Source organism: Candidatus Poribacteria bacterium (assembly GCA_021295715.1).
Classification (GTDB): Bacteria; Poribacteria; WGA-4E; order WGA-4E; family WGA-3G; genus WGA-3G.
Genome location: JAGWBV010000024.1, coordinates 31418 through 56325, shown reverse-complemented (window position 1 = coordinate 56325; position 24908 = coordinate 31418). Strand labels below are relative to the sequence as shown.

The window sequence follows — 24908 nt, the reverse complement described above, 5'->3', positions numbered from 1 at the left end:
AAGAGGTATTTCTGTTTTACACCAAAAACATACTTATTCCTACTAAATTGACACCTATGGTGCGGTTTCTAACCGCACCTACCATGCCTGGGATTGAGATTTATATTTTTCCTAAAATCGACACCTATGGTCGGATAACTGTGCCGTCCATCCGCCGCACGGGTGCCCAACCGCCGTTGAGTGGATCCTCTGGAAATGGGAATCGTGCCGCGAGCTCTTCATCCACATCAATACCGAGACCCGGTGCCTCATTTACCCAAAAACAGCCATCCCGAATTTCGGGACAACCGGGGAAGACCTCTTTCGTGTTTTCACCGAAGACGTGCTGCTCCTGAATCCCGAAGTTATAGCACGCGAGATCCAGCGCAACGTTGGCGGCATGACCGACCGGCGAGACATCCCCAGGACCGTGCCATGCGGTGCGGACACCGAAGAATTCACAGAACGCTGCGAGTTTACGTGCAGGACTGATACCCCCGATTTGTGAGATATGCACCCGGATAAAATCGATAAGCCGATCCTTGATAAGGTGGACGTATTCGTTCGGGTTGTTGAACAATTCACCCATCGCAATTGGGATACTCGTCTGTTGACGCATGAGTTGGAAATAGTCAACATCCTCAGGGGCAAACGGGTCTTCAAGGAAAAAAAGGTTATACGGTTCGAGTCCTTTGGCGAGATTAATTGCTTGGATGGGCGGAATGCGTTCATGCACGTCGTGTAGGAGTTCTACCTCTTCGCCGAGATGTGTTCGTAAATGATCGAAGAGTTTGATGATAGTATTGACATAAGGGGTCGGTTCAAAAGCGGGTGAACTCCGCTTTCCACCGCCTGCGCCATAGGTCGAATACCCTGGTATTGCGACCTGTGCCCGGACATAGCGATAGCCTTGCTCCATATAACCGCGGATGCTCTCCTCTACCTCCTCAAAAGTGCCACCACCTGCGTGGGCATAAAGCGTCGCCGCCTCTCGGCATTTACCCCCAAGTAGTTGGTAGACAGGCATGTTAGCACGCTTGCCCATGATGTCCCATAAGGCGATGTCCACACCGCTGAGTGCGTTGTTCAGCACTGGACCATTTCGCCAATAGGAACTGACGAAACTGGTTTGGAAGATGTCCTCTATGTTCGTCGGATCTTTCCCAATGAGAAAGGGCTTGAGATACTCATCGACTGCGGTTGCTACAGCGAGTGGACGCTGTGTAAATGTCGCACACCCGATTCCGTATAAACCGGGTTCACTCGTTTCAATCTTAACAACGACAAGCCGAGTTCCATTCGGTGCGGTCAGAATCGTTTTCACATCTGTAATCTTCATATTTTAATTATACCTTGCGGTTCGGTCAGGGTGGTTTGACAGATAGAGTGCCTTCCCGTAGAACTGCCCTCCATTTCGTGTCGAAAGTATACCAAACAAGAGGCACCGTGTCAAAGGAATTTGCCTATCTCTACTTTTTAGCCAAAATAAGATTCTGGTAAACATCAACAACGGCGGAGAAATTTGGGGGTATTACCGTCGTCGCGCTAAATTCTGTCACAATCGCAGGACCTGCGATTTGATTGCCGGGACGCAACGCCTCACGGCGGTAGAAATCGGTTGGGAGTGCCTCGCCCTCAAAGATAACAGGATTTTGGACAGTAAACGCTTCAGAGGCATCAGTATCGGCGAGTGGGACTGATTGGATGGGAGGTTTATCGGTCTCTCCAGTGGCTGTAAGTCGTAAGTTCACCACTTCCACTGGAGCATCGGTTCGGGCATAGCCAAATCGGTGCTCATGTGCAGCGTGAAATCTTTCAACAAGGGTTCCAACCATCTGGTTTGAAGGCATCTGTTCTGCGGTAAAACACGGGATATTCAACTCATAAGACTGTCCCTGATACCGCATATCGAGCGAACGGTCAATTTTAAGCTGATGCGGGGCGAAGCCCTCCATTGCCATTTCATTCTCGGCGCGGGTCAAGAGCGGGTCAAAACCGGTGTTCAACGCTTCAATAAAACTTCCACTATCCTCACTGTTCTTTTCAAACTGCCATAGCACTGTCTGTGAGTAGTCTTTAACGACATCTGCAAAGAGCATCCCGTAAGCAGAAAGCAAACCGCCATTTGGTGGAATAAGCACTGTTTCGATGCCGAGATTCTCTGCCATAAATGCGGCATGCAAACCACCAGCACCACCGAAGGAGATGAGCGTGAAATCGCGCGTATCAAACCCGCACTCGACAGAGATAACCTTGATGGCGCGCTCCATAGCCGCGTTGGCAACCTTAAGAACGCCATCCGCCGCTTGCATCGATGGAATGCCAAGACGCTTCGCAAACGCTTCAATGTGTGTTCGGGTTTTATCGGCATCAAGGGACATCGCCCCCCCTAAAAACTGGGTCGCCGCGATACGTCCTAAGTAGAGGTTCGCGTCGGTTACCGTGACATCTTCTCCGTTATTTCCGTAGCAGATGGGACCTGGATTTGCTCCTGCGCTCTCTGGTCCGACGCGGAGTGCGCCCCCCGCATCTACAGTCGCAATAGAACCACCGCCCGCACCAACGGTGTGAATATCAATCAATGGAACTTTGATCGGGAGTCCACTAATCGTGCTCTCGGTTGTGAGGGAGATACCGCTATTGCAGAGACTCACATCGGTTGAAGTGCCCCCCATATCAAATGTGATGATTTGGTCGTAGCCAGCGGTTTTGGCGATTTGATACGCGCCAATAACACCACCGGCGGGACCGGAAAGGACAGTGCGGATACCCGCGGATTCACCTCTGTATCGCAAGTTTTCAGCTTGCAAGCTACGCTGAAAAATCTCAGCAGAGATACAACCCCCGTTGGAGAGCATCAAACGGAACGATTTTTTAATTTTACCTTGCGGATAGGTATCGGTTTTTTGTTTCTCGATGTTTTTCGTGTTCGAGTCGCACTCCATTTCATTAGGGGCTACGGTTTCGTTAAAGCTGCGCAGCAAGTCAGAATCCATAAGCGTAGAGAGATGTCGTTCCAAGGTAGGACGGATGTACGCGTTCGCTACAGTCGTGCTGAACCGCGCATACTCTCGATATTCTGGTAAGACTTCGTGTGAACATGAAACGGGTATATCAAGTCGTGCGAGGTGTTTCGCAACCGTCTGTTCGTTCTGCGGGTTGACGTAGGCAAAGAGGAAACAGACAGCAATAGCATCGAGTTCCAATGTATCGAGTTCGGACACAAGTGCTTCTAAATCGCTTGGTTCAATTGCGGTTTGAATTTCACCTGTGTGCAGCGTGCGTTCTGATATACCGAAGCGTCTATCGGCAGTGACAAGAGGCGCGGGACGTTCCACAAAAAAATCATAGAGGTTTGGACGCGCTTGTCTGCCTATCTCTAAAATGTCCTCAAAATCTTTCGTCGTGACGAGGGCGATACGCGCGCCTCTGCGTTCAAGAAGTGCGTTCGTTGCTACCGTCGATCCGTGGACAACGTCGAGTTGTTCAGTATCAGTGTCGTGCATACGCAAGATTTCACGCACACCTTTTATTACGGCGAGGGCGGGATTCTGCGGCGTGGATAGGACTTTGTGCGTGAATAAGTCGCCATTCATACGCATCACAATATCTGTGAAGGTGCCACCCGTATCAACTCCGATATTTTTTACTGGCTCTCGACTATTAGGCATCCACTACATTTCCTTTCGGTTTCTTTGGCTTGCTGGTAGTTGGGCATTAATTTTCTCTTATTGATTTTGGATAGGCACAAGACCTACCCCTACGGGTAGGCACAAGACCTACCCCTACGGGTAGGCACAAGACCTACCCCTACTGGCTGATGGCTATTAGACAACTACATTTTGCGGTGTGCCTTCCAGAAAAGCGATGATATTATCCACCGCGCCCTCGTTAAGGAGTTCAACGCCTTCAGGTGTCATATCCGCACAATGAGGGGTCAAAACTACCTGTTCGCAATCCAAAAGCGGGTGATTTGCAGGGGGTGGTTCCTGATCATACACATCAATAGCGGCACCACCGAGGTGCCCACCGTTCAAAGCTGCAATCAACGCCTCTGTATCAATTACACCACCACGTGCGACGTTGATTAGGAGCGTGCCCTGTTTCATCAGCCCGAGCTCCCGTTCCCCAATGAGATGGTGACTCTCCTCTGTTAGCCTGACGTGCAGACTCACAACATCAGCAGTCTGGAGTAGTTCATCCAGAGAAACAAACTGAACGCCTAATTCTTCTGCGCGTGCCGTCGAAGGGTGATATGTCCAGGCGATAACGTTCATCCCGATTGCGCTTCCGAGACGTGCCATCTCTGCGCCGATATGCCCAGTGCCTATAATTCCCAAGGTTTTCCGTTGAAGGTAGATGTTATCCATACGGGGCCATCCGCCCGTCTTCATAGACGCTGTCAGGAATGCGACTCGTTTGGCGAGTGCGAACATCAGTCCAAACCCGTGTTCTGCTACAACTGGGGCGGTCCGTCCGGGTTGATTGCAAACGGTAATCCCACGCCTTCTTGCTTCATCAAGTCCAATCATATCAGTGCCGATAGAGCAAAGCGAAATCAACTTGAGATTGGGAAGTTGGCGCAAAATTTCCGCGGGCCATTTGACGATGCCGCGTGAATTAATGAGGATATCTGCATCTCCGGCACGTCGAATTTGCTCTTCGGGGGTTTCGGGCCGGTCAGTATAAAGAACGACATCGCCATAGGGTTCGAGACGTTCCAGATGCGGCGAACCTTGGATTTGTGGTGGTGAATCACCCGGAACAACGATTTTAAGTCTGTTCACAATTCATTCCTTTCTTTAAAAACATCGACGGTAGAGCGCGACGATCTCTTCAACCGTCGCTTGCCGTGGATTGTTAGCAGGACTTCCACTTGCAATCGCGTCCTTCGCCATCTGTTCAATGACCTCCTCGAACTTCTCTCTGTCAATGCCAATTTCACCGAGTCGTGGCATCTGAATATCGGTGACAAGCCGTTCCACAGCATCAATCGCTGCGTCCGCCTGCTCCATCGGGGACAAGCCGTCAATCGGCTCGCCCATGGCATAAGCAATATCAGCAAAGCGGGCTGGGGCACCGACGACGCTAAATTCCATCACATCCCGTAACAACACCGAATTTGACAATCCGTGATGGATATGGAAATACGCGCCAATTGGACGAGACATTCCGTGAACTAAAGCCACAGATGAATTGCTGAACGCCATTCCTGCGATAGAGGCACCGATCATCATATCCGTGCGGGCGGGAATGTTTTCACCGTCCGCCCACGCCTGACGAAGCGAACCAGAGATCATATCAATCGCCTTCAACGAGAGCGCGTCCGTTATCGGTTGGGCACGTTTGGAGATATATGCCTCTATTGCGTGCGTCAATGCATCCACACCGACTGCTGCGGTTAGGTGCGGCGGGGTTGTCAGAGATAACAGTGGATCCACCAAGGCGACAGATGCCAACAGACACGGGCTACTGAGCATCATCTTGACATTCCATTCCGTGTCCGTGATGACAGTAACTTTCGAGACCTCGCTGCCTGTCCCACCTGTGGTCGGTATTGCGATGAGCGGCGCGCCCGGATTCGGGATATTGTCCACACCCATGTAATCGGCGAAGTCACCGTCGTTTGTGAGTTTCATGGCGATGCCTTTTCCGCAGTCAATCGCACTTCCGCCACCGATGCTCACAATCACATCGCAGGCTTCATCAGCATATTGCTTTAAGCCATCTCGCACATTCTGTAGGGTTGGATCGGGTGTGACATCAGAAAAACAGGAGGACGCTATCCCGGTATCATTCAAATTTTTGGCGATCTTCTCAGCGTATCCGATTTTAGCGATGCCCGGATCGGTCACGATGAGCGCGTTCGTTGCGCCGAGCCGTTTCGCCTGTTCACCGACGTTCTCAGATGCACCCGCGCCTGTAATTATTGTGGATGGAAGCATTAATGTCGTAGGCAATTTTCGACCTCTTGTCTGTTTCAATTGTCTGAATCAGGATTTGTAGGATTTTAGGATTTCCAAGATAAGAGGGTTTTTGACGTAAACCCAAACCGATTTTTCGTTAATTCTGAGTGAGCGTAACCGATCATAATCAATAGCCAGATTAGACTGTTACGGCGATTAAAGGGACATCGCTGACCTGAATGTGTCTGCCGGATTCAGATGAACTTTTTTCTTTCTCCGCCAATAGCGACTCAAAATCACTTCCTTCTCCTTGCTCCAATAGATATTCAACAAGAAGATCAACAGCGTCTTGTAGATTCTTTAGAGCCTCTTTTTGCGTATATCCCCAACTTGATGCACCTTTATGCTCTAAAGCGGGAATATACGCCCGCCAGACAGCGTTTTCATCTGGTTCATCGGGCCACTTGTCCTTTTCTAAGACAACTTGAAATGCATACGTTTTCATTGTAGTCACTCTAAGTTCCGTTTAGAAATTCCTCAATATTTTTACCGATAGTTGGGGGAGGGAGTGCCTCGTTGTCGCGGTGAAAGATTTCTATCCACTCATCAACGATCTCGCATAACTGCCGATACACCTCGACTTCATCAGTGCCATGGGCGCAGGGACCGATGATTCCCGGACAATACCCAATAAAGCATTCGTCTTTGTCTGACCATTGAACGATTTTGATGTACTTCGCACTTCCAATCATCTTTGAGACTCCTCAATTCTTCTTTTGATTAAATTTTCTTGGAAAGGCTTGGCGTCATCTCAGAGTTTTCCAGAAATCGTAACCCGTGGGCCTTTCGGATGTCTGAAATTCCGATGGCTTCCGTTTCCACCTGTATTTACAAAACCGGCTTTTCTGCTTTTCTCAAGTCGGCGATGAGTTGTCGTATTTTCCTTGGCATAGAATATCACAAAACCTATCGGATTTCCAATTCCGCCATGTATACAGGTTATACAAGTGCTTTTCTGACCACCTAAGCGTTACTAATGCCTGAAATGGCGTACACCCGTCAGCACCATTGCTATGCCGTAAGCGTCTGCTGTTTCAATGACAGGGGCATCATTGACAGAACCACCGGGCTGAATAATAGCACTGATACCCGCCTCACCGGCGATTTCAACACCATCGGGGAATGGGAAATAGGCATCCGAGGCTAACACTGCTCCCTTCGCCTTTTCACCCGCCTTTCGGATAGCGATGATCGCGGCATCCACGCGACTCATCTGTCCTGCTCCGATACCAACGCTTTGTGTGCCGTTAGCAAGCAGGATGCAATTCGATTTGACATGTTTACACGCCTTCCACGCAAAAAGGAGAGATTTTATTTCCTCTTCCGTTGGCGCACGGGAGGTCGCGACCACTAAATCGTTAGCCTCTAAGTCATGAACATCCGGGTCTTGGACGAGTACACCACCGGTAATATTGCGAATCTGCAAGATAGGTTCCGTTGTCGATAGCGATCCAGCTTCGAGAATCGGTCGGCGTTTAACACGAGACAAAGCTCGCAGCGCCTTTTCGGTATAACTCGGTGCGATAATTGCGTCAATCTTCACACCTGCATTTGCAGCTTCGCGAATGATGTTTGCGGTCTGGAGTGTCACCTTGCGATTTAACCCGACAATCGAACCGAAAGCGGAAGTCCGATCGCATTCCAATGCGTTCGCGAAGGCATCTTGCAGGTTGTCTGCCGTCGCAAGCCCACACGGGTTATTGTGTTTGATAATCGCACAAGCAGGAGTCTCGAAGTCCTTGACGATCTCTAAAGCGGCTTCTAAATCGAGGAGGTTATTGAAGGAGAGCGATTGTCCACTGAGTTGGTTTGCCCATGCAGCGGCTGCGCCTGGACTGGCTTCAGTTTTGTAGAAAGCGGCGCGTTGATGTGGGTTTTCGCCATAACGGAGTGTGCGCTCCTTCTTGAAACGGAGTGTCAGGTCAGTGGCAAATCCATCTGATTGTGAATCTACGTCAACGAGGTAGGCAGCGATTGCGGTGTCATAGTGCGCGGTATGGGCAAAAGCTGCATTCGCTAACTCAAATCGCCTCTCTTCCGAAAGACATCCATCATTTTCATCCAAATCGGCGATAATTTCGGAGTATTGACTCGCCATTGTGAGGACAGCGACATGCCGATAATTTTTCGCTGCGGCACGAATCATCGTCGGCCCCCCGATGTCGATGTTTTCAATCGCTTCGGGAAGCGTCACGTTAGGCTGAGCGACGGTCGCCTCAAATGGATACAAATTACATATCACCATGTCAATGGAGGTAATGCCGTGTGCCGCCGCTTGGGAATTGTGCTCAGGGTTATCCCAATCCGCAAGGAGTCCACCATGAATTTTGGGATGGAGCGTTTTGACTCTACCATCCAGCATTTCAGGAAAGCCAGTGTAGTCAGAAACATCAAGGATGTCAATTCCAGCATCTCGCAGGTGTCTGGCTGTGCCGCCGGTAGAGAGAATTTCCACACCGCGTTGTGCAAGAGCATTGGCTATATCTAAAAGGTTCGTTTTGTCGTAGACGCTGATTAAAGCGCGTTCTATTTTTGTCATATTGTTAATTCGTCCAGAATGCTGGCGAGGTTTGAAACCTCATTAGCAATAAATCCAAAGGTTTAACGGCATAACGGAGTCTGCCTACTATCTTTCTGTAACATATCGAGGGAACCCAAACCCGTCGTTTGCGACGTGGCTTCGCGCGGGAATCTGCGAGCGGTTGGGTATAATTAGGTCCATTTCTGATGTATTTTCAATGACTGTGCCATCTCCGATGCGCACCTCATCCCCGATATAGATTCTTCCGGGATGCTCCGCCGCGCCGCGGATTGTTCCAATGACGACTGATGAACCGATGCGACACCGCTGTTCAATTTCAACAAATCCATAAATCTCGGTGTTCGTCCCGACCGTGGAATAGTCAGAAACCTGGACGGGTCCGAGCAGGCTGGTGTCTGTGCCAATTTCGACAAAATCGCCGATGACAGGATGTCGTTGTTTTACTTTGACACTCAATCCACCGAATGTGCTTGGATAGATAACGCACCCGCACCCGATGATGCCCGTCTGTCCAGTGGTTACACCGCGATGCGGATGTTCTAAGAAATTGGCATCGCCTATCTGTGTTTCTGGATGTAAATCGGCTTGATAGTAGCGTCCACCGAGCTCCGAGATGGCGCGCGGCAACAACGGGACCGGGATTCTATGAATGTTTGGACTCTCCTCAAGGTCATCGCTTCGTGTTAAAGCGTGTGCGACATCGTGGTAAAAAAGCACTCGCCAACCGGGATACGTACTTCCTACCAATTGGAGTTGATAATCCAAAACAGATGCGAGATTCAAACTCCCCAGAAAGTCTTGGTAGGGTTCAAAGGTTCGTTCCTGAATTGCGGTATCAACTTGAGAACGAAAATCAAGTGCGGCGAGTTTTTCGCGCGAGATACCTGTGTGGAGAAGATAGGCATCCCAGACAGCGGGATCTTTAAGAGAGGCGAAGCGATTCCAGAGCGCGCGACTCTTGAGACGTGGCAGTTCCCAGAGGAGCGAAAAAGCGGTTTCAAGCGCAGCACCGAGGCGCGTTTCGTCCGTAACAGCCAAAAACGATTGTGCTACCATCGCATATAACTGGTCGGCCACCTCTTCAATCGCTGCTGAGAGTTCACGTCTTTGGTTACGCAGCTGCGGTGCGTTATGCGATCCCGGTGCGACACATTCCAACAAATTGCCGAGCACGGTTTCAAGAATATCGCGATTGACAAATCCGCGTCCAGAGCGTTGTGCTAAACCCTCTCGACTCATACTGTCAATACGTAAAACGTTCAATTCAGACTTACTATAGATGGGACGCAGACGCTCAAGCGTTTGGGTCAATAGCGGCTTTTTTCGGTGTTCGTAAGATGCATCAAAAAGTGTGTTTTTAATTTTCCTTGCGGTCCGGTCAGGTGGGCGTGGATAATGACCTACCTTCCCGTATACCCGCCCTCCAAATGTAAAGCAAAGACAAATTATGCAATTTAAGGAGAACCTAATTTCATTACAGGCTACGGTTTTTCATTCCATCCAAGATAGCAGCCTGCAACAATACGCAGAAATACGCAGAAACACCCTATCAAATACCCCAAGCAAAACACACAGGCGGATACAAGAGGAAAGCCTCAATTAAAAAACGCCTCATTTCTCGCCTCACGAACATTTAAAAGCTTCCTGTGCAGCCGTAACGCCAGCACCCAGTGGAACTTCATATCCGATGGAGCTGAGACCCCGCTCGAAGGCGGAGATAGCAACAATAGCATCGTTCTCATTCATCCAGCCGAGATGTGCAATCCTGACGATTTTTCCGCTTAACTGACTCTGACCGCCTGCATAGGTGACACCATAAGTGTCGCGCATCAGATTGATAAACGCCTTTCCATCAATTTCTACTGGTAAGCGAATAGAGGTCAAAGTATTCGCAGGAGAGGCGGCAAAAAGGGAGAGACCGAGTGCTTTAACCGCACTTCGGGTCGCGACCGCCAAACGATTGTGTCGGGCAATGGTATTGCGGATACCCTCTGCACAAATGCGATTTAAGGCACATTGTAGTGCCGTCAGCAGTGTTATCGCTGGTGTATAGGGGACAGACCCCTCCAAACCGCTCTGGTGCGCTTTTCGGAAGTCAAAATAGTATTTCGGAAGGTCAGAACACGCAACGGCATCCCATGCCCGTTGATTGAGCGCAGCAAACGCCAGACCGGGCGGTGTCATCAATCCTTTCTGCGAGCAGGAAACAACAACGTCCACCCCCCAATTATCCATCTGTAAATCGTCGGCAGCGAGGGCACTGACAGCATCAACAACGAGGAGTGTTGGACGAACTCGCGTTAGACTCGCCAACGCCTCAATATCGTGCAAAGCACCGGTCGATGTCTCACAGAGCGTTGCAAACACCGCTTTCACATCTGGATGCTCCGTTAGGAGCATCTCAATTGCCTGCGGTTCAACAGAATCGCCCCATGTCACGTCAATCCGGATCACTTCGATTCCATAAGCGATGCAAATGTCGTTCCATCGTTCCCCGAATTTACCGCTCTGGATGACAATGACTTTGTCTCCGCGAGATAACAGATTCACGACTGCGCCCTCCATAGCACCGGTTCCGGACGATGTTAGAAAGAGGACATCATTCTCGGTTTGGAAAACGTGTTTGAGTTTTTCAAGAACATCTTTAATGAGTGTTATAGCGGCATCACTGCGGTGGTAATCAATCGGTTGCGCCATCGCCAATAGGGCTTCAGGCGGAATCGGCGTGGGACCGGGTGTAAAAAGCAATTTCTTTTTCATTCTTTTAACTATGGGCTCCTGTTAACCATCAACTTGAAGAAACACCCAAGCAAAAACACTCCGTTATAAATGTTAAAGCACGAGTTGATGGTTAAATCACTCCACTTCGTTTCATGATGGTTTTCGGTGAAGTCCGACGCTACTGAGGATCTGTGCGATTATGAAGATTTTCCTTTGCCACAAAAGGGCCCCGCATGCTTGTGCAAAACATCAAGCAGTGTTGACAGCGACAACTGTTTTGCCTTCAACGTTAACAATAACCCATTCTTGGTCAAGGAGCTCACACAACTCTATAATTGCGGCACGTTGTCCCGTGCTATCCATCGGTACTTCGATGGTGAGTGTGGCGAATTCTTCTTTTTGTATTTCGCCCTGTTTATCGAATTTCATTGGTGTAATCTGAATTTTTTTCAATTTTGCATCCATTTTTTTAATGATGGCCTCCTGGACTGCTGCGTCCGTTGTTCTTGCAGGTTTTCGGTTAACTCGTGGCTGGGTTTGGGAATTTTTACGTTTCTAAAGAGCCAAAGATTGGAAGGCGGTTCTCCATCCATGTCTCCATTCGTCCGTCAATATATATCATCCATGAATGCTGCGACATCAATACATTCTCCGCCGCGTCGGGAGGACTCCCACCCCGCTAAAATAGGGGCTAAAGAGAAAAGTCCATCATAATAATCACTCTGCAAAAGACTCGGATCCGCAGACTGAACGGCGCGGATAAAGGTTTTGTCCTGTTCCAACCACGGGTCGAATTCGTCGGCTTGGTAAAGGACCTCGCCATTTACCACAATCCTATCGTATCCGTGAATTTCGAGGCATCCGCCTTCATAGAAGATAGTAAATCTCGGTTCAGCTTTCGGACCCGGACCGGCTGCGACAAAGTTGAGTGTCATCGTAGCACCGTTCTCAAGACAGTAATTGAAACTCGTAGACAGAGCACTCGCATAAGCCGGACGTTCACAATAAAACGCTTGGGACTTGTCAACGTTCAATCCAGTCATGAATCGGGTGTAATCGGTTGCGTGAACCCCCCAATCAAGGGCACTTCCGCCAGATTTGTCCATCTCTTCCCACCATGTTTTGGGTCCACCGTCTGTCGAAGGTGGTAAGCCCCCGAAACTCTGAAACCGAACATGCACGACGTGTTTGTCGCGCAAATATCGGCGTGCTTCTTGGAAGATTGGACGATACCGTTCGCGAAATCCAACCGTGCTGATAACTCCTGCTTGCTGAATGGCACTGTTGATCCGGTGTGCCACCTGCATCGTGAGTGCCTGAGGCTTCTCACTGAAGATGTGGATACCCTTTTCTGCAGCAGTTGACTCAACGTTGGTTCGCACATACGCCGGTACGATAGAGTATAGCACGTCAATTGCCTCAGTGTCAAGCATTTCGTGTGCGTCTTGGTAGACGCTCGGAATCTTGAAACGTTTGGCGGTTTCCTGTGCCACTTGTGAGCTGCTATCGCACGCAGCGACAATATCCACCGAATTTGTCTGTAATAGGTTCGGGATTCGGGTTCGGTTCGCGAAGTTTCCACATCCATAGAAAGCGACGCGAACGCGCGGTAGTGTTGACACAATAAACGTTCTCCAAATTATTACGATAAAGGTTTTTGTCGATTCCTGTTAATCCTGCCCGAAATATGATGCAATCAATACTAAATCCTGAACATTCACGACCCCATCACTATTGACATCGGCAGTATCCCCGCCGGTTTGCCCAAAGTTCGATGCCACCAACACCAAATCTTGGACGTTCACGACCCCATCACTGTTGACATCCCCCGGTATTTGTAGGAGAAATTGCGTGAAGTCCCACAGCAAAACCGTGCCATCGTCACTCCCGCTGACAAGCGTCCGACCGTCCACAGAGAACGCGAGGGCGTTAACCCTGTTCGTGTGTCCCGTAAGCATTCCTAAGCGACGCCCACTGTCTACATCCCACAACCGAATTGTACTGTTCCAGCTTCCACTCACAAGTATGCGTCCATCCGCAGAGAACGCGAGGGACTCGATCGGACCCAAATTCCCTGCGAAAGTCGCCTTGGGCTGTTCCGTCTGTATATCCCACAATCGGATCCTTCTATCTCGACTTGCGCTAACGAGTGTGTTACCATCTGGACTAAATACAATAGCTTGAACAGGTTCTGTATGTCCTTTCAAAGTCGCTTGGCGTCGCGCAGTTCTTACATCCCATAAGTGAATTGTGGTATTTTTACCGCCGCTGGCAAGCCAGCATAGACATCCTGTGTATCCCCGAGTATTGCTCTATTTGCGCCTGTCTGAGCATCCCACAATCGAACGGTGTTGTCCCAACTTGCACTTACCAAGGTGTTACCGTCCGGACTAAACACGAGAGACTCAATACCATACTTATGACCTATAATGGTCGCCTTGGGTTGCGCTGTGTGTGCATCCCAGAAATGAATTGCGGTATCAGGGTTTCCTCCACCGCTGGCGAGTGTCTCACCATCTGGAGAAAACGCAACGGAAAGGATCCGTCCGCCGTGCCCCGTGAGGGTATTTTGGAGATGTCCGGTGTGTGCGTCCCACAAATAGATTGATTTGTCATCGTTCGCACCGGCAAGAGTTTTCCCATCTGGACTGAATGTAACCGCATTAACCGACAGCGTGTGTCCGGTGAGGGTCGCTTTGTGTTGCTCAGTGACAGGATCCCAAAACTGAATCACCTGATCTTCGCCCGAACTGACAAGTGTTCTACCATCTGGAGAGAAGGCAACGGATTTCACCGAATGCGTATGTCCCGTCAAGGTCCCACAATCGAACGGTGTTGTCATCACTTGCGCTCGCAAGCCTCTGCCCATCTTGGGAGAATGCCACCCAATTGACCCCACTCGTGTGTTTTGTGAGGATTGCTTTATGTTCACCGGTATGTGGGTTCCACAATTGGATCGTGTCATCCACACCCGCACTTACAAACGTCGTCCCATCTGGAGAGAAGGCAACAGACTTCACCCAACCTTTATGCGCTGCGAAATTAGCGATTGGGTACTCAGTTTCCACATGCCATAATCGAATCGTGTTGTCTTCCCAGCCACCACCGCTGGCAAGCATTTCTCCATCAGGACTAAATACGATGGAAGTGACACTTGCCTTATGCCCCCTAAGCGTCCGTATATGATTTCCCGTCTCTGTATCCCACAATTGAATCGTTTTGTTCCATCTTCCACCACCACTTGCTAACGTGCCGCCATCTGGTGAGAACGCAACGCACGCGACATCGCCCATACCGTCTCTTGTAAGGGTTGTCCTGTGTTGACCTGTATACGGATTCCACAACCGAATCGTTCGGTCCCAACTTCCGCTGGCAAGTGTTTGTCCATCTGGTGAGAACGCAACGCACGTGACCCAAGCCGTATGCCCTGTGAGTAAGTTAATTTCTTCATGGGTATCCGCATCGTAAAGCCAAACGCCAATGGAACTGCTGACGGCGAGTAGCGTGCCATCCGGGGAATACTGGACGTTTCCCGTTATTGCCCCTTTACCAAGTCGTGCTTTCGTCCCTTCAGGTAAATGCCACTGGTTATAATCTTGAGCGAAGGTATTTGGGAGAAATACCGCACCAACAAAAAGTATCACCAAAGTCGGCTTTCCAATATGGGCTTGCAAGCTGCGTCCTAATTGCGTCAGTTTCATTAGACTGGCTCCTTGTCACAGAAAATCGTCCACGAGAATTTCACTCTCTCCAAGGGGGAACGTCCCACGTGTTGAACCATTCCCATTTCCAGATTACTCGTTTCTCTGGCATTTCCACCTCGTATTCTATGCCTGCGGTGAAAGGGAGAAGATGCGTTCTGTCTCCGACGATTTCACGGATTGATTCAATAAACGCCATTTCATCGGTGACGTTGGGGGGCCAGTGTCCGGCGGGTATTGGATCGGACTTCCGATCGGTTCGGTAATGCGTCGGTATCACGAAGCGCGGTTGGATTAACTCCACAAGTTCTATGAGCCGAGATGCCAGTCCCTCGCCGAGACCGAGTTTCATGTGGATAAGGAAATCCACGTTGCCTCGGAGATTCACCAACGCTGGATAGGGTTCGTGCAAATCGCCAGTGTGGAGGACAGAGACATTCTTTGTTGTGTGTGTTATCAGATACCCATTTGTCGGGAGATTCGGTGTTTGGTTCTCGCCGCTTTCAATCGTCTCGACTCGAATCTCCCCGAGATCAAGCGTATCTGAACCTTGAAAGGCGCGCGCGAACCCTTGTTTTTCGTTGAGATGTTTCGGGTAGAGAATCTGGACCTTATCAGCGGGAACATGCTTGGTAATCGGTAGATCCCGTGCAAATGCGGCATCTCCGTATTTCTCAGCGATGGGTTGTGCAGGTGTCATACAACCGACATTGACAAATAACTTTTTAAAACGCTCACCGCGACACAATTTCTGTAAGGTTACGGGGTGGCAGTGATCGAAGTGTTCGTGGGAAATAAAGATATAGTCGTATATCGGTTCAGCATCTGCTAAGTTCTGATCGAACAGATATGGATCGAAAGCGATATTGACATCTCCAAAGCGAACGTCGAATGCGCCACATCCCCACCATCTCAAAAATATGTTTTCCACAACAAGAGCCTTTCTGTCTTGAGGACCTATTTCAGTAGCCACATTTTCCGAACGCTTTGTGTATCGCCTGCTCGGAACTGGTAGAAATAGATGCCACTGGCTACGGTTTCCCCATTCCGGTTTTTACCATCCCAATACAGCGTTTTTTCACCATGAGACTGTTGTTTGAGGTTAAAGTCCCGAATCAATTCACCACTTTGTGAGTAGATTGTAATCTGAACATCAGTAGACTCGAAAAGCCGATAGGGAATCCACGTTTCTGGATTAAATGGATTGGGGTAGTTTTGCGAAACTTCGGCAGCCTTCACCTTCCCCCAGACTATGCTCTGTTTCCCATCGGGTTCAACAGCTACTGCTACGTTTTCGGCTTCGGTGAAAGTAAGGACATCCGCATCATAATCGAGGTGATGGTAAGTTTCAACAATGCCTGAGGGCCAGGCTAAGGTGACGGCATCGATTCGGTGAACAGAAGAGAGACCGAATTCCAGTTCCAAACTATCACTACCCAAAAAGCCGGTCCCACAGATTAACTCTTGTACCTGAATACGGTTTCCTACAACCACTGATACCCGTGTACCGATCCCATCACGATTGCTCTTCGTTCCGCGCAGCCGAATTTTAATGTGCCGATTGGCAGAATCAACATCGTTTTGCAGGAGCGTATTACCGGTGTTATTGACGACGTAAAAATCGACATCACCATCGTTATCAAAATCACCAGCGGTCGCGCCACGCCCGACGGCATCAACACTGACGTTTAGGGCATCAGCGCGGTCTACAAATTGGCCGTTCCGATTGTGATAGAGTCGATTCCGGTTGGTTTTCTGTGAGTTATCAACATCACCGTTGACGACGTAAAGGTCACGCCAACCGTCATTATCATAGTCAATGAAACTGGCGTACCACCCGACTCCCTCGTTTGCGACCCCAACAGCTTCAGCGACGTTCGTGAAAGTGCCATCGCCGTTATTACGCCAGAGGAGATCCGCATCGTAATTCGTGATGAAAAAATCCAGATCCGTGTCGTTATCATAGTCGCCAACACAGAGTCCCATCGCACCAGTCGGTCTTCCGTTGATTTCGGTCACGATGCCGGACGGTTCTGAAACATCTGCAAAAGTGCTATCACCGTTGTTCTTATAGAGTTTGTCGGGCCCATGGTCATTTGCGACGAAGAGGTCTGCCCACGTATCACCATCGTAGTCAAAAAAGATTGCTCCCCAAGCGATACCATCGTCGCCAACGCCTGCAGCATCAGTGGTTTCTTCAAAGGTACCGTCGCCACGGTTTCGGTAGAGAACATTGGTTTTGGGGGCGGGATTTGGGTTTAGGAGGGATGGTGATCTTCCCCAATTAGCGATGTAGATGTCGAGCCATCCATCATGGTCATAATCAGCGATCACGGGACCTGTGCCGTGTTTTTCGTCTCCGACACCTGCTTGCTGCGTCACGTCTGCGAAGGTGCCATCGCCGTTGTTGTGAAAGAGAAAGTTAGGACCGGCACAGGTTACATAGAGGTCGCGCCATCCGTCATTATTGTAGTCAAACCAGACGCATCCGCGTCCCCTTGGCGTGTTTGCAACTCCTGCTCTGGCTGCTTCGTCCGTGAAGGTGCCATCGCCATTATTTCGGTAAAGTGCGTTGGGTAAACCCCCATCACCAACGACGAAGATGTCAAGCCAGCAGTCATCGTTATCATAATCCGCAGCGGCAGTGCCGGGACCCATCCAAGCCCCGGATTCCGCATCAATAGGAATTTCACGTTGATAGACATTTGCAGTGAGACTGACATCGGTGAAGGTTGACGCTGCTGAGGTGGAGACACCAAGGAGCATCAAAAAAATCATCAGACGGTACTGCATAAGGGTATTCATCCTCAATATTGGGTTTTTACGGCTGCCCAAGTTGTTGTTGCTTTTCCACCGGGTTCAACAGGGAAAGGGTTTAGGTTATCATTGAAATATTCGTAGTCTACTTCAAGACTCCCTGCGCCTGCCGCGACCCCGGCGTAAATACCGAGCCACAAGGGTGGCGTGAGTTTGAATTCGGTCACACCAATCTCAAGCCAATCCTCGTTCTCCTTTGTCTTATACCAAGCACTATATTCATCACCATCCTTGGCGAGTCGGAGGAACAGTTCAGTTTCACCAAACTCAGGGGTGAATCCAGCGTTTCCTGTTAAACCGTTTCCGTTTTCATTTTGCTTGGTTTGATATTGGATTTGTCCTTTTGCTGCCGCATCTCGTGACCAGAACTTGATGGTTACCCAATTATCGTCCTTTGGACTTTTCGCGACGAGTCCATTGACTCCGGAACTGGCATCCCATCTGGCGAAGAAGTGGGTTTCAACATCGAAAATATCAGTATCGGTTTCCTGATACAGAAAATGAGACATGTCAGTCGCCCAAAGATTTCGGTTGGGTTCACTATCAATAAACAGAAAATTTTCACGGGTATCGCCAACATCCCATTTGGGCGGTTCGTTTTGCCATTTCCAATTCGGATTCTGTAATTTGCCCTTCTCAAACGGGTCGCCGAACGAATCCTCTGCAACTGCGACACCACCGAAAAAAAGCATTAGCAAACATATACCCACACTATACTTAATAATTTGGTCAAGTTTCGGCATATCCCGTAAGCCAGAACTTGCCGTTAAAAGTCGGGTTTTCATAAATTTTCATAACCTCCTACCACCAATTTTAAAACAGATTGCCGAGATTGTCAAGCCAAATAGAATTGTAAAAAGAGGATTTACGAACATGAAAAGCCTAACCACATCCGGTGTGGTTAGGCAACCACATGGATTACAGCCAAGGACAAACTCCATAAATGTTATAAAATATGAGGAATAATGCGGTTGGCAGTTTTGGGTATTTTAGGATAGGAGTCAATCTTGCTTGATTCCGACGACCACATTTTCAGATGACACGTTTTCTGGTATGACGACAAAAATCTTTCCAGACTTGCAGCTTTCACTCTGTGTTTTCAGATACTGCGATATTTCAGCGTCGTCAAGAAGAACCGCCCCATTGGCATCAGATTCAGGTGTAGGTCCGAGCGGTGTGCCAAACTTCCGAATCCATTTAAAGACGGTACTTGGTGATACAGAAAACATCCCCGCGATTGTGCTTATAGAAATCCCGCGACAGTATAGAAACACCGCTAAGGCTCTCTGCCATGGGGGTCTTCCGCGGGAGGTCAGTCGTGTAAACTGGAATCCACAAGATTTACATTTATAGCGTTGGCGTTCCCTGGCTTTCCCATTTTTGACGGCATCTTCCCGTTTGCATCGCGGACAGTTCATCGCGGTATCCTCTCCCTGAAAATGTGATAAGAACAGTATAGCACAAAAACCACGACTTTAGCAACAAACTCTGAGTTGAAACGCGGCACTACTCAGTTTTCGACTTTCTGTCGGTCCTGTGGGGGACATCGCGACCGGGAGGTCGCTCCTACGGAATAGTTACCAGTTTTCAGTATGGGTGCTACGCACCCTTTCAGTCGTCAGTACCCTCCACTAACTCCTTCATCAGGTGGAATAACGAGAGAACTGTCGGGAATCGGAGTTCCCTCCTACAGGAAAGCCATATTTCTCTTAATAAATATAAATTATCAAAACTTGAATTAGAAAGTCGAATTGTGATAATATCTGATACATATTTGCCAACATGGGACCCGCATGATATAAAAGTGGGCTCAATTTCACGACGTTGCTTGTAAATAACCATCAAAAGGTAGAAGCGTCAGACCTCATTTTTGAAGGTGAAATTGTGAAGGTCCGTCGGGCTCTGTATTCTCTGCCAAAAGCATAATTCTGCCAAGGAAATTTTCCCTTGTTATTTTTTTTTGCATTGTATACTATATGTTTAGGTCGAAATTTGTAAGCCACTACAATAAACAGAAGAAAAATTTTGAGCAGAGGATTGTCAGTCTTCATTAGAACTTTGGTAGGAGCACACTATGCTCATGACGCGCCCGAGCGCGTAAAGGAGAAACAATCATGGCAGGGAAACTGAAAGTAGCAGCAGTTGGGTGCGGTGGCATCGGATACCGTCATCAACTGGGGTATCTTCAGCATCCGGGTGCGGAATTGGTGGCGGTATGCGATATAGACACTGCTAAAGCGAAGACACGTGCTGAAGAACTTGGTATAGAGAAGTGGTACCCTTCCATCAAAGAGATGCTTGCGAATGAAGAGTGCGACCTCGTAGACGTTGTAACCGCTGACTATCTACACTTTGAACCCGTTATGGAATGCCTGGAAGCCGGGAAACACGTTATCTCCGAAAAACCGTTGTCCCTTTACATCGATGAAGCAGAACAGATGGTCGCGAAGGCAGACGAAAAAGGGGTCTACCTTGCTATCGATTACAATCGTCGGTTCGCCCCCGGATATGTCCAGGCACGGAAATGGTTTGATGCTGGTGCTATCGGACAGACTTACTATTTGGACATGAAATTATCTCAAGGCGGCCCCGCCTCAACCTGGAAAGGCGAATATTACCTACTCTATGAACTGGAAACCCACGCGATTGACCTGCTTCGATGGTTTGGTGGCGAGATTGTCGCTGTTTGCGTGCAAATGGCGAAGCCGCGGCAACATGAAGCGCGTGAAGGCGAAGATGCCTGTTATACGAGCATGGCTATCTCCTTCCACTATGAAACAGAAGCAGTCGCTACGTTGATGGCGAGTTGGGATAGCGATTTCATCCATCCGATTGAACGACTTGAAATCTGCGGTTCCGATGGCGAAATCGTCGTTGATAATGTTCTCACACGAGCGACTTTGATGAGACGGGATAATCAAGTCGTTGAAGAATACCGTCCGTCCATTTTTAGAGAGGAACAACTTGCGTTTGATGGAACATTCGCCTTACGGGTGGCGGCTCTCGTTGATGACTTACTCGCCGAGCGGCCGCCTGCCCCAACGGGGAGAGATGGTTTGCAAGCGTTACGGATTACTGAAGCTATTGTGGAATCGTGGAAGGAAAAACGGGAAGTCGCAGTCAAGATCGATTAAAAACGATACGTAAACCATATCTCACGCAAGCCGTTTCTATATGTAGGGAGATGTAAGGAGGATAAACCGTCAACTACCCGCCGACTAAAGTCGGGGAAACTTATGAAGTCCCCTTTCTTCTCGGCTGTTCATGCTACCGCGGCCTCGGCTCGTAACTTTACCTAAGTGCCACCGCGTTGGGGGGAAGCCACCCTCATGGAACTTTCGTTCCAAACTTAGAACCTCAGACACTTCCGAATGTGGAAGTTGTTCGAGCGAACAAATGTCTTCGAGTTACTCGGACCCGGATATAATCAACGCGTCCCATATAGCAAGGGTTTTTAACCTCTTACTTTGAGAATATTCTAACATTTTTGAACATGTAATGTCAAGAAAAAAGGAGCGGTGTTTCCTCCCCCGATTGAAGTTAGGGGTTCCACACTGAAAATTTTGATGAAACATTATCTGTCTTATCTAAAAGAATTTCGTCAAGAATTACTCACCGGTTCGTCATATTCAACGGTGTGCGCTTGTATTGCCTCACTTGTTTTTCCACTTTTGGCAATAAACTGTGGTCCACCCCCTCAAGGGCAGTACCACGTCCCTGAAACGGCACTTGCTGCTGCTGAGAGAAACACGAGCCCCCGATCCAGCCAGAGCCAAGTTAGCTTACCTGAAAGTGCCACGATCCAGTTACAAAGACTACCCTATGTCAGAAACGCCTTCAAAGAACCTCCACGCGTCGGTAGCCGAGGTGGACTTGATGATTTTTATGCAACGACCCGTGGTACAGTGCAGCATGTCGCTATTATCTCCAACTGTTCGCTCGATGTCTTAAAGGCATTTATTGCGAAAGGGTGGCCCCCCATTGTGATGGTTCAATTCCAAGGACGCAGCCCGGAAATTTTATCGTTGTCTGATTACAACGACCAACTGGGCGAAGTATCACTCCAAAATCCGAATAGCTCGGCTAAACGCCGATTGAGTTACACGGATTTTGAGACAACTTGGCGTAAGAGTTCACGGAACAAATGTGTTTTAATCACACCCCAACAACTTTCAGACATAGACGTTCAGAAAGTGTTAGGGAGATACTTACCTACAGAAGCGTTCCAAGGGATTAGCGTAAGAAGTCGCTAAGTGGTTATCAGTTGTCAGTGCGGTTTTTCTGCGAAAAACCTTTCGGTCGCCGGTGAAGAGATTTTCGTTTAACAAGGAAACACCCAAGCAAAACCCCCTTTTGTAATTGTAACCGATAACCATCTATCTGAAAACCGATAACTGATAATGCCTATAAAATGAAGGTTAAAAATTTTGAAATCACTTCCGTTCACGGCTGTTACAATTAATGACCGGTTTTGGGCACCTCGGCAGCAGACGAATTCCGAGGTAACGATCCCACACGAATTGGCGCAGTGCCGAACAACTGGTAGGATTGATAACTTCGCGAAAGCCGCTGGCTTGATGTCCGGCGAATTTGAAGGCATTTTCTTCAACGATTCTGATGTCCACAAATGGGTGGAGGCAGCATCGTATACACTTCAGACGCATCCGAACCCGGAATGGGAATCGGACCTGGACGAGGTTATCGCAAAGATCGCAGGGAGCCAACAGTCTGATGGTTACCTGAATTCCTATTTCACACTGGTCGAGCCGACGAAGCGGTGGCAAAACCTCGGTATCATGCACGAACTATACTGTGCCGGACACCTATTTGAAGCCGCCGTTGCGCATTATCAAGCGACTGGCAAGAGTACCCTGCTGGACGTTGCATGCCGATTCGCAGACCTCATCGACAGTATCTTTGGACCCGATAAACGGGATGGACTGCCCGGACATGAAGGTATCGAACTCGCACTTGTGAAGTTAGCGGGCGTTACAGGTGAAAGACGCTACTCGGCACTCGCGGAATACTTTGTGACCCGACGTGGACATTCTCCATCGGTCTTTGAGAAGGAATTAGAGAATCCGGACATTCCGGGTGGACTCGACGCGTATCGACACCATTTCACACGTGATGGAAAATTTGAGGGGCATTATGCGCAAGCACATCTTCCGATACAGGAACAGACGGAGTGTGTTGGACACGCCGTGCGTGCGATGTACCTCTATAGTGCCGCCGCCGACATCGCTTATGAGACAGGCGATACCGCAATTATAAATGCTCTGGAAGCACTGTGGCGGAACGTAACAGAGAAACGCTTATATGTCACCGGTGGTGTGGGTCCCTCTGGACACAACGAAGGTTTCACAAACGACTATGAGTTGCCGAACGTGTCTGCCTACGCTGAAACATGTGCGTCTATCGGACTGATATTTTGGGCACACCGAATGTTCTTATTGCAAGGTGAGTCGCGCTTTGTTGATGTATTGGAGACGGCACTTTACAACGGTGCGCTCTCAGGCATCTCGCTTGATGGCACGGGCTTCTTCTATCAGAATCCACTGGCAAGCCACGGTGGTCGGCATCGGCACGAATGGTTTGGCTGTGCATGCTGCCCACCGAATATTGCGCGACTTCTCGCCTCTGTCGGACAATATGCTTATGCCGAATCGGACGAAGGCGTATGGGTGAACTTATACATTGGTGGCACCGCTGATGCGACTGTTGCCGGAGACGTTTCCGTGAAATTGACCCAAGAAACGGATTATCCGTGGTCAGGCGATGTCAAGATAACAGTGGAGCCGGAAACGCCTGTAACATTTGGATTGAATTTACGCATCCCAGCGTGGTGTGACGCGTTTGAAGTGCATGTCAATGGGACGGTTCACACGCCAGAAACGAACGCTAACGGGTACCTTTCAATTGCGCGACAGTGGCATGCCAAAGATACAGTTAACTTGACACTCGCCATGCCGATTGAGCGAGTTTACGCACATCCACTCGTTAAAGAAAATATCGGACGGTACGCTTTACGCCGCGGTCCGCTGGTCTACTGCTTTGAAGATGTCGACAATCCCGATGGCGGTTTCCAGACGTTGTCGCTGGTAGATGGTGCTCCCTTAGAAGCAACGTTTGACAGTGAACTCTTAGGGGGTGTTACGCGCATCCATGGGGCAGGGACGGTGCTTGATGCCGCCGATTGGGGAAATAACCTCTATCTACATTCAAAAATAGGTTTGAAGCGGACAGATGTTACGGCAATTCCGTATTACGCGTGGTGCAATCGCGGTGCGGGACAGATGGCTGTGTGGGTTTTGTAGCCTTTCCCTACTGAGCCGCGGAATCACTTGAGCCTATGGCACCCGCAACGAGGACAAGGTCCTGTATATTGACGATCCCATCACTATTGATATCCGCAGGATTGCTTCCCGATTTCCCAAGATTTGATGCGACTGATACAAGGTCTTGGATGTTAACAATATCATCCCCATTGACATCCTCTTTGCGTCTTGTAGGTTCAGTTGCAGATTCAGTGGCATCTGCAATAAGGGAGGGATTGAGTTCCCATACGAGTACAGTGCCGTCATAACTCCCAGTTGCGAGGGTATTGCTATCCGGACCAAACGATACACTGTTGACTTCAGCCGTATGTCCAGCGAGGGTGCGGATCTCGCTACCCGTGTCCACATCCCAGACCCGGGCGGTGCCGTCCCAACTCGCAGTTGCGACGGTCGTTCCATCCGGACTATACGATACGCCGACGATCGATTCTTTATGCCCGGTGAGCGTGCGGAGATGCTCACCCGTGGCTGCATCCCACAGACGGGCGGTGCCGTCATAACTCCCGCTTAGGATGATCGTTCCATCCGGACTAAACAATACACTGGCGACCCCAGCCGTATGCCCGGTGAGCGTGCGGAGATGCTCACCCGTGGTCGCATCCCACAGACGGGCGGTGTTGTCATAACTCCCGCTTACGATGGTCATCCCATCCGGACTAAACGCTGCACTTCTGACCCAATGCGTATGCCCGGTGAGCGTGCGGAGATGCTCACCCGTGTTCACATCCCACAGACGGACAGTGCGGTCACCACTCGCAGTTGCAACGGTCATTCCATCCGGACTAAACGAGACATCTCTGATCCAATCCGCATGCCCGGTGAGCGTGCGAAGTGGACCACCCGT

General features: G+C 49.4%; 22 protein-coding genes. 3 read left to right on the top strand and 19 right to left on the bottom strand.

Going from position 1 to position 24908, the window contains the following annotated elements; genetic code table 11:
• Positions 1–124 precede the first annotated feature (124 nt).
• From J4G07_08385 to J4G07_08300, 18 genes are all read right to left on the bottom strand, one after another.
• Positions 125–1318 carry a starvation-sensing protein RspA gene (locus J4G07_08385; GenBank protein ID MCE2414007.1) on the bottom strand — a complete coding sequence of 398 codons (1194 nt, stop codon included), beginning with the start codon at positions 1316–1318 and terminating at the stop codon, positions 125–127.
• 130 nt (positions 1319–1448) lie between these two features.
• The gene (locus J4G07_08380) at positions 1449–3650 is read right to left on the bottom strand and encodes a hydantoinase/oxoprolinase family protein (GenBank protein MCE2414006.1); all 2202 of its coding nucleotides are present in this window, start codon (positions 3648–3650) and stop codon (positions 1449–1451) included.
• Between the two features lie 156 nt (positions 3651–3806).
• Positions 3807–4766: a phosphoglycerate dehydrogenase gene (locus tag J4G07_08375; protein ID MCE2414005.1), complete on the bottom strand. Its 960-nt coding sequence runs from the start codon at positions 4764–4766 to the stop codon at positions 3807–3809.
• Between the two features lie 15 nt (positions 4767–4781).
• On the bottom strand, positions 4782–5924 hold the full coding sequence (locus J4G07_08370; GenBank protein MCE2414004.1) for an iron-containing alcohol dehydrogenase: 1143 nt from the start codon (positions 5922–5924) through the stop codon (positions 4782–4784).
• A 160-nt stretch (positions 5925–6084) separates the two neighbouring features.
• The gene (locus J4G07_08365; GenBank protein MCE2414003.1) at positions 6085–6390 is read right to left on the bottom strand and encodes a type II toxin-antitoxin system HicB family antitoxin; all 306 of its coding nucleotides are present in this window, start codon (positions 6388–6390) and stop codon (positions 6085–6087) included.
• A gap of 10 nt (positions 6391–6400) precedes the next feature.
• Positions 6401–6637, bottom strand: a complete 237-nt coding sequence (locus J4G07_08360; GenBank protein ID MCE2414002.1) for a hypothetical protein — start codon at positions 6635–6637, stop codon at positions 6401–6403.
• A 281-nt stretch (positions 6638–6918) separates the two neighbouring features.
• The gene (purH, locus tag J4G07_08355; GenBank protein ID MCE2414001.1) at positions 6919–8484 is read right to left on the bottom strand and encodes a bifunctional phosphoribosylaminoimidazolecarboxamide formyltransferase/IMP cyclohydrolase; all 1566 of its coding nucleotides are present in this window, start codon (positions 8482–8484) and stop codon (positions 6919–6921) included.
• Between the two features lie 87 nt (positions 8485–8571).
• Positions 8572–9798 (bottom strand): hypothetical protein, encoded by a 1227-nt coding sequence (locus J4G07_08350; GenBank protein ID MCE2414000.1) that lies wholly within the window; start codon positions 9796–9798, stop codon positions 8572–8574.
• Positions 9799–10110: 312 nt separating this feature from the next.
• A complete protein-coding gene (locus tag J4G07_08345; protein ID MCE2413999.1) occupies positions 10111–11259 on the bottom strand; it encodes an alanine--glyoxylate aminotransferase family protein in 1149 nt (382 codons plus the stop codon).
• 198 nt (positions 11260–11457) lie between these two features.
• Positions 11458–11673: a hypothetical protein gene (locus tag J4G07_08340; protein MCE2413998.1), complete on the bottom strand. Its 216-nt coding sequence runs from the start codon at positions 11671–11673 to the stop codon at positions 11458–11460.
• A gap of 143 nt (positions 11674–11816) precedes the next feature.
• Positions 11817–12830, bottom strand: coding sequence for a Gfo/Idh/MocA family oxidoreductase (locus tag J4G07_08335; GenBank protein MCE2413997.1), 1014 nt, complete (start codon positions 12828–12830; stop codon positions 11817–11819).
• Between the two features lie 48 nt (positions 12831–12878).
• Positions 12879–13415: a hypothetical protein gene (locus J4G07_08330; protein ID MCE2413996.1), complete on the bottom strand. Its 537-nt coding sequence runs from the start codon at positions 13413–13415 to the stop codon at positions 12879–12881.
• A gap of 23 nt (positions 13416–13438) precedes the next feature.
• Positions 13439–14002 carry a WD40 repeat domain-containing protein gene (locus J4G07_08325; GenBank protein MCE2413995.1) on the bottom strand — a complete coding sequence of 188 codons (564 nt, stop codon included), beginning with the start codon at positions 14000–14002 and terminating at the stop codon, positions 13439–13441.
• Positions 13971–14909 (bottom strand): WD40 repeat domain-containing protein, encoded by a 939-nt coding sequence (locus tag J4G07_08320; GenBank protein ID MCE2413994.1) that lies wholly within the window; start codon positions 14907–14909, stop codon positions 13971–13973. Before J4G07_08320 ends, J4G07_08325 begins: the two co-directional genes overlap by 32 nt.
• 40 nt (positions 14910–14949) lie before the next feature.
• The gene (locus J4G07_08315; protein MCE2413993.1) at positions 14950–15840 is read right to left on the bottom strand and encodes an MBL fold metallo-hydrolase; all 891 of its coding nucleotides are present in this window, start codon (positions 15838–15840) and stop codon (positions 14950–14952) included.
• A gap of 26 nt (positions 15841–15866) precedes the next feature.
• Positions 15867–17702, bottom strand: coding sequence for a VCBS repeat-containing protein (locus J4G07_08310; protein ID MCE2413992.1), 1836 nt, complete (start codon positions 17700–17702; stop codon positions 15867–15869).
• Positions 17703–17716: 14 nt separating this feature from the next.
• Positions 17717–18511, bottom strand: coding sequence for a hypothetical protein (locus J4G07_08305; GenBank protein ID MCE2413991.1), 795 nt, complete (start codon positions 18509–18511; stop codon positions 17717–17719).
• Positions 18512–18727: 216 nt separating this feature from the next.
• Entirely contained in the window at positions 18728–19144 is a 417-nt protein-coding gene (locus tag J4G07_08300; protein ID MCE2413990.1) for an IS1 family transposase, read from the bottom strand.
• 696 nt (positions 19145–19840) lie between these two features.
• On the opposite strand from J4G07_08300, the gene J4G07_08295 reads away from it, so the two are divergent.
• The 3 genes from J4G07_08295 to J4G07_08285 all read left to right on the top strand — a co-directional run bounded on the left by J4G07_08295 (position 19841) and on the right by J4G07_08285 (position 24043).
• A complete protein-coding gene (locus tag J4G07_08295) occupies positions 19841–20860 on the top strand; it encodes a Gfo/Idh/MocA family oxidoreductase (GenBank protein ID MCE2413989.1) in 1020 nt (339 codons plus the stop codon).
• Positions 20861–21292: 432 nt separating this feature from the next.
• Positions 21293–21979: a hypothetical protein gene (locus J4G07_08290; protein MCE2413988.1), complete on the top strand. Its 687-nt coding sequence runs from the start codon at positions 21293–21295 to the stop codon at positions 21977–21979.
• A gap of 174 nt (positions 21980–22153) precedes the next feature.
• Entirely contained in the window at positions 22154–24043 is a 1890-nt protein-coding gene (locus J4G07_08285) for a glycoside hydrolase family 127 protein (GenBank protein ID MCE2413987.1), read from the top strand.
• 7 nt (positions 24044–24050) lie between these two features.
• On the opposite strand, the gene J4G07_08280 is transcribed toward J4G07_08285, so the two are convergent.
• A partial coding sequence (locus tag J4G07_08280; GenBank protein MCE2413986.1) for a hypothetical protein occupies positions 24051–24908 on the bottom strand: 858 nt, incomplete at its 5' end.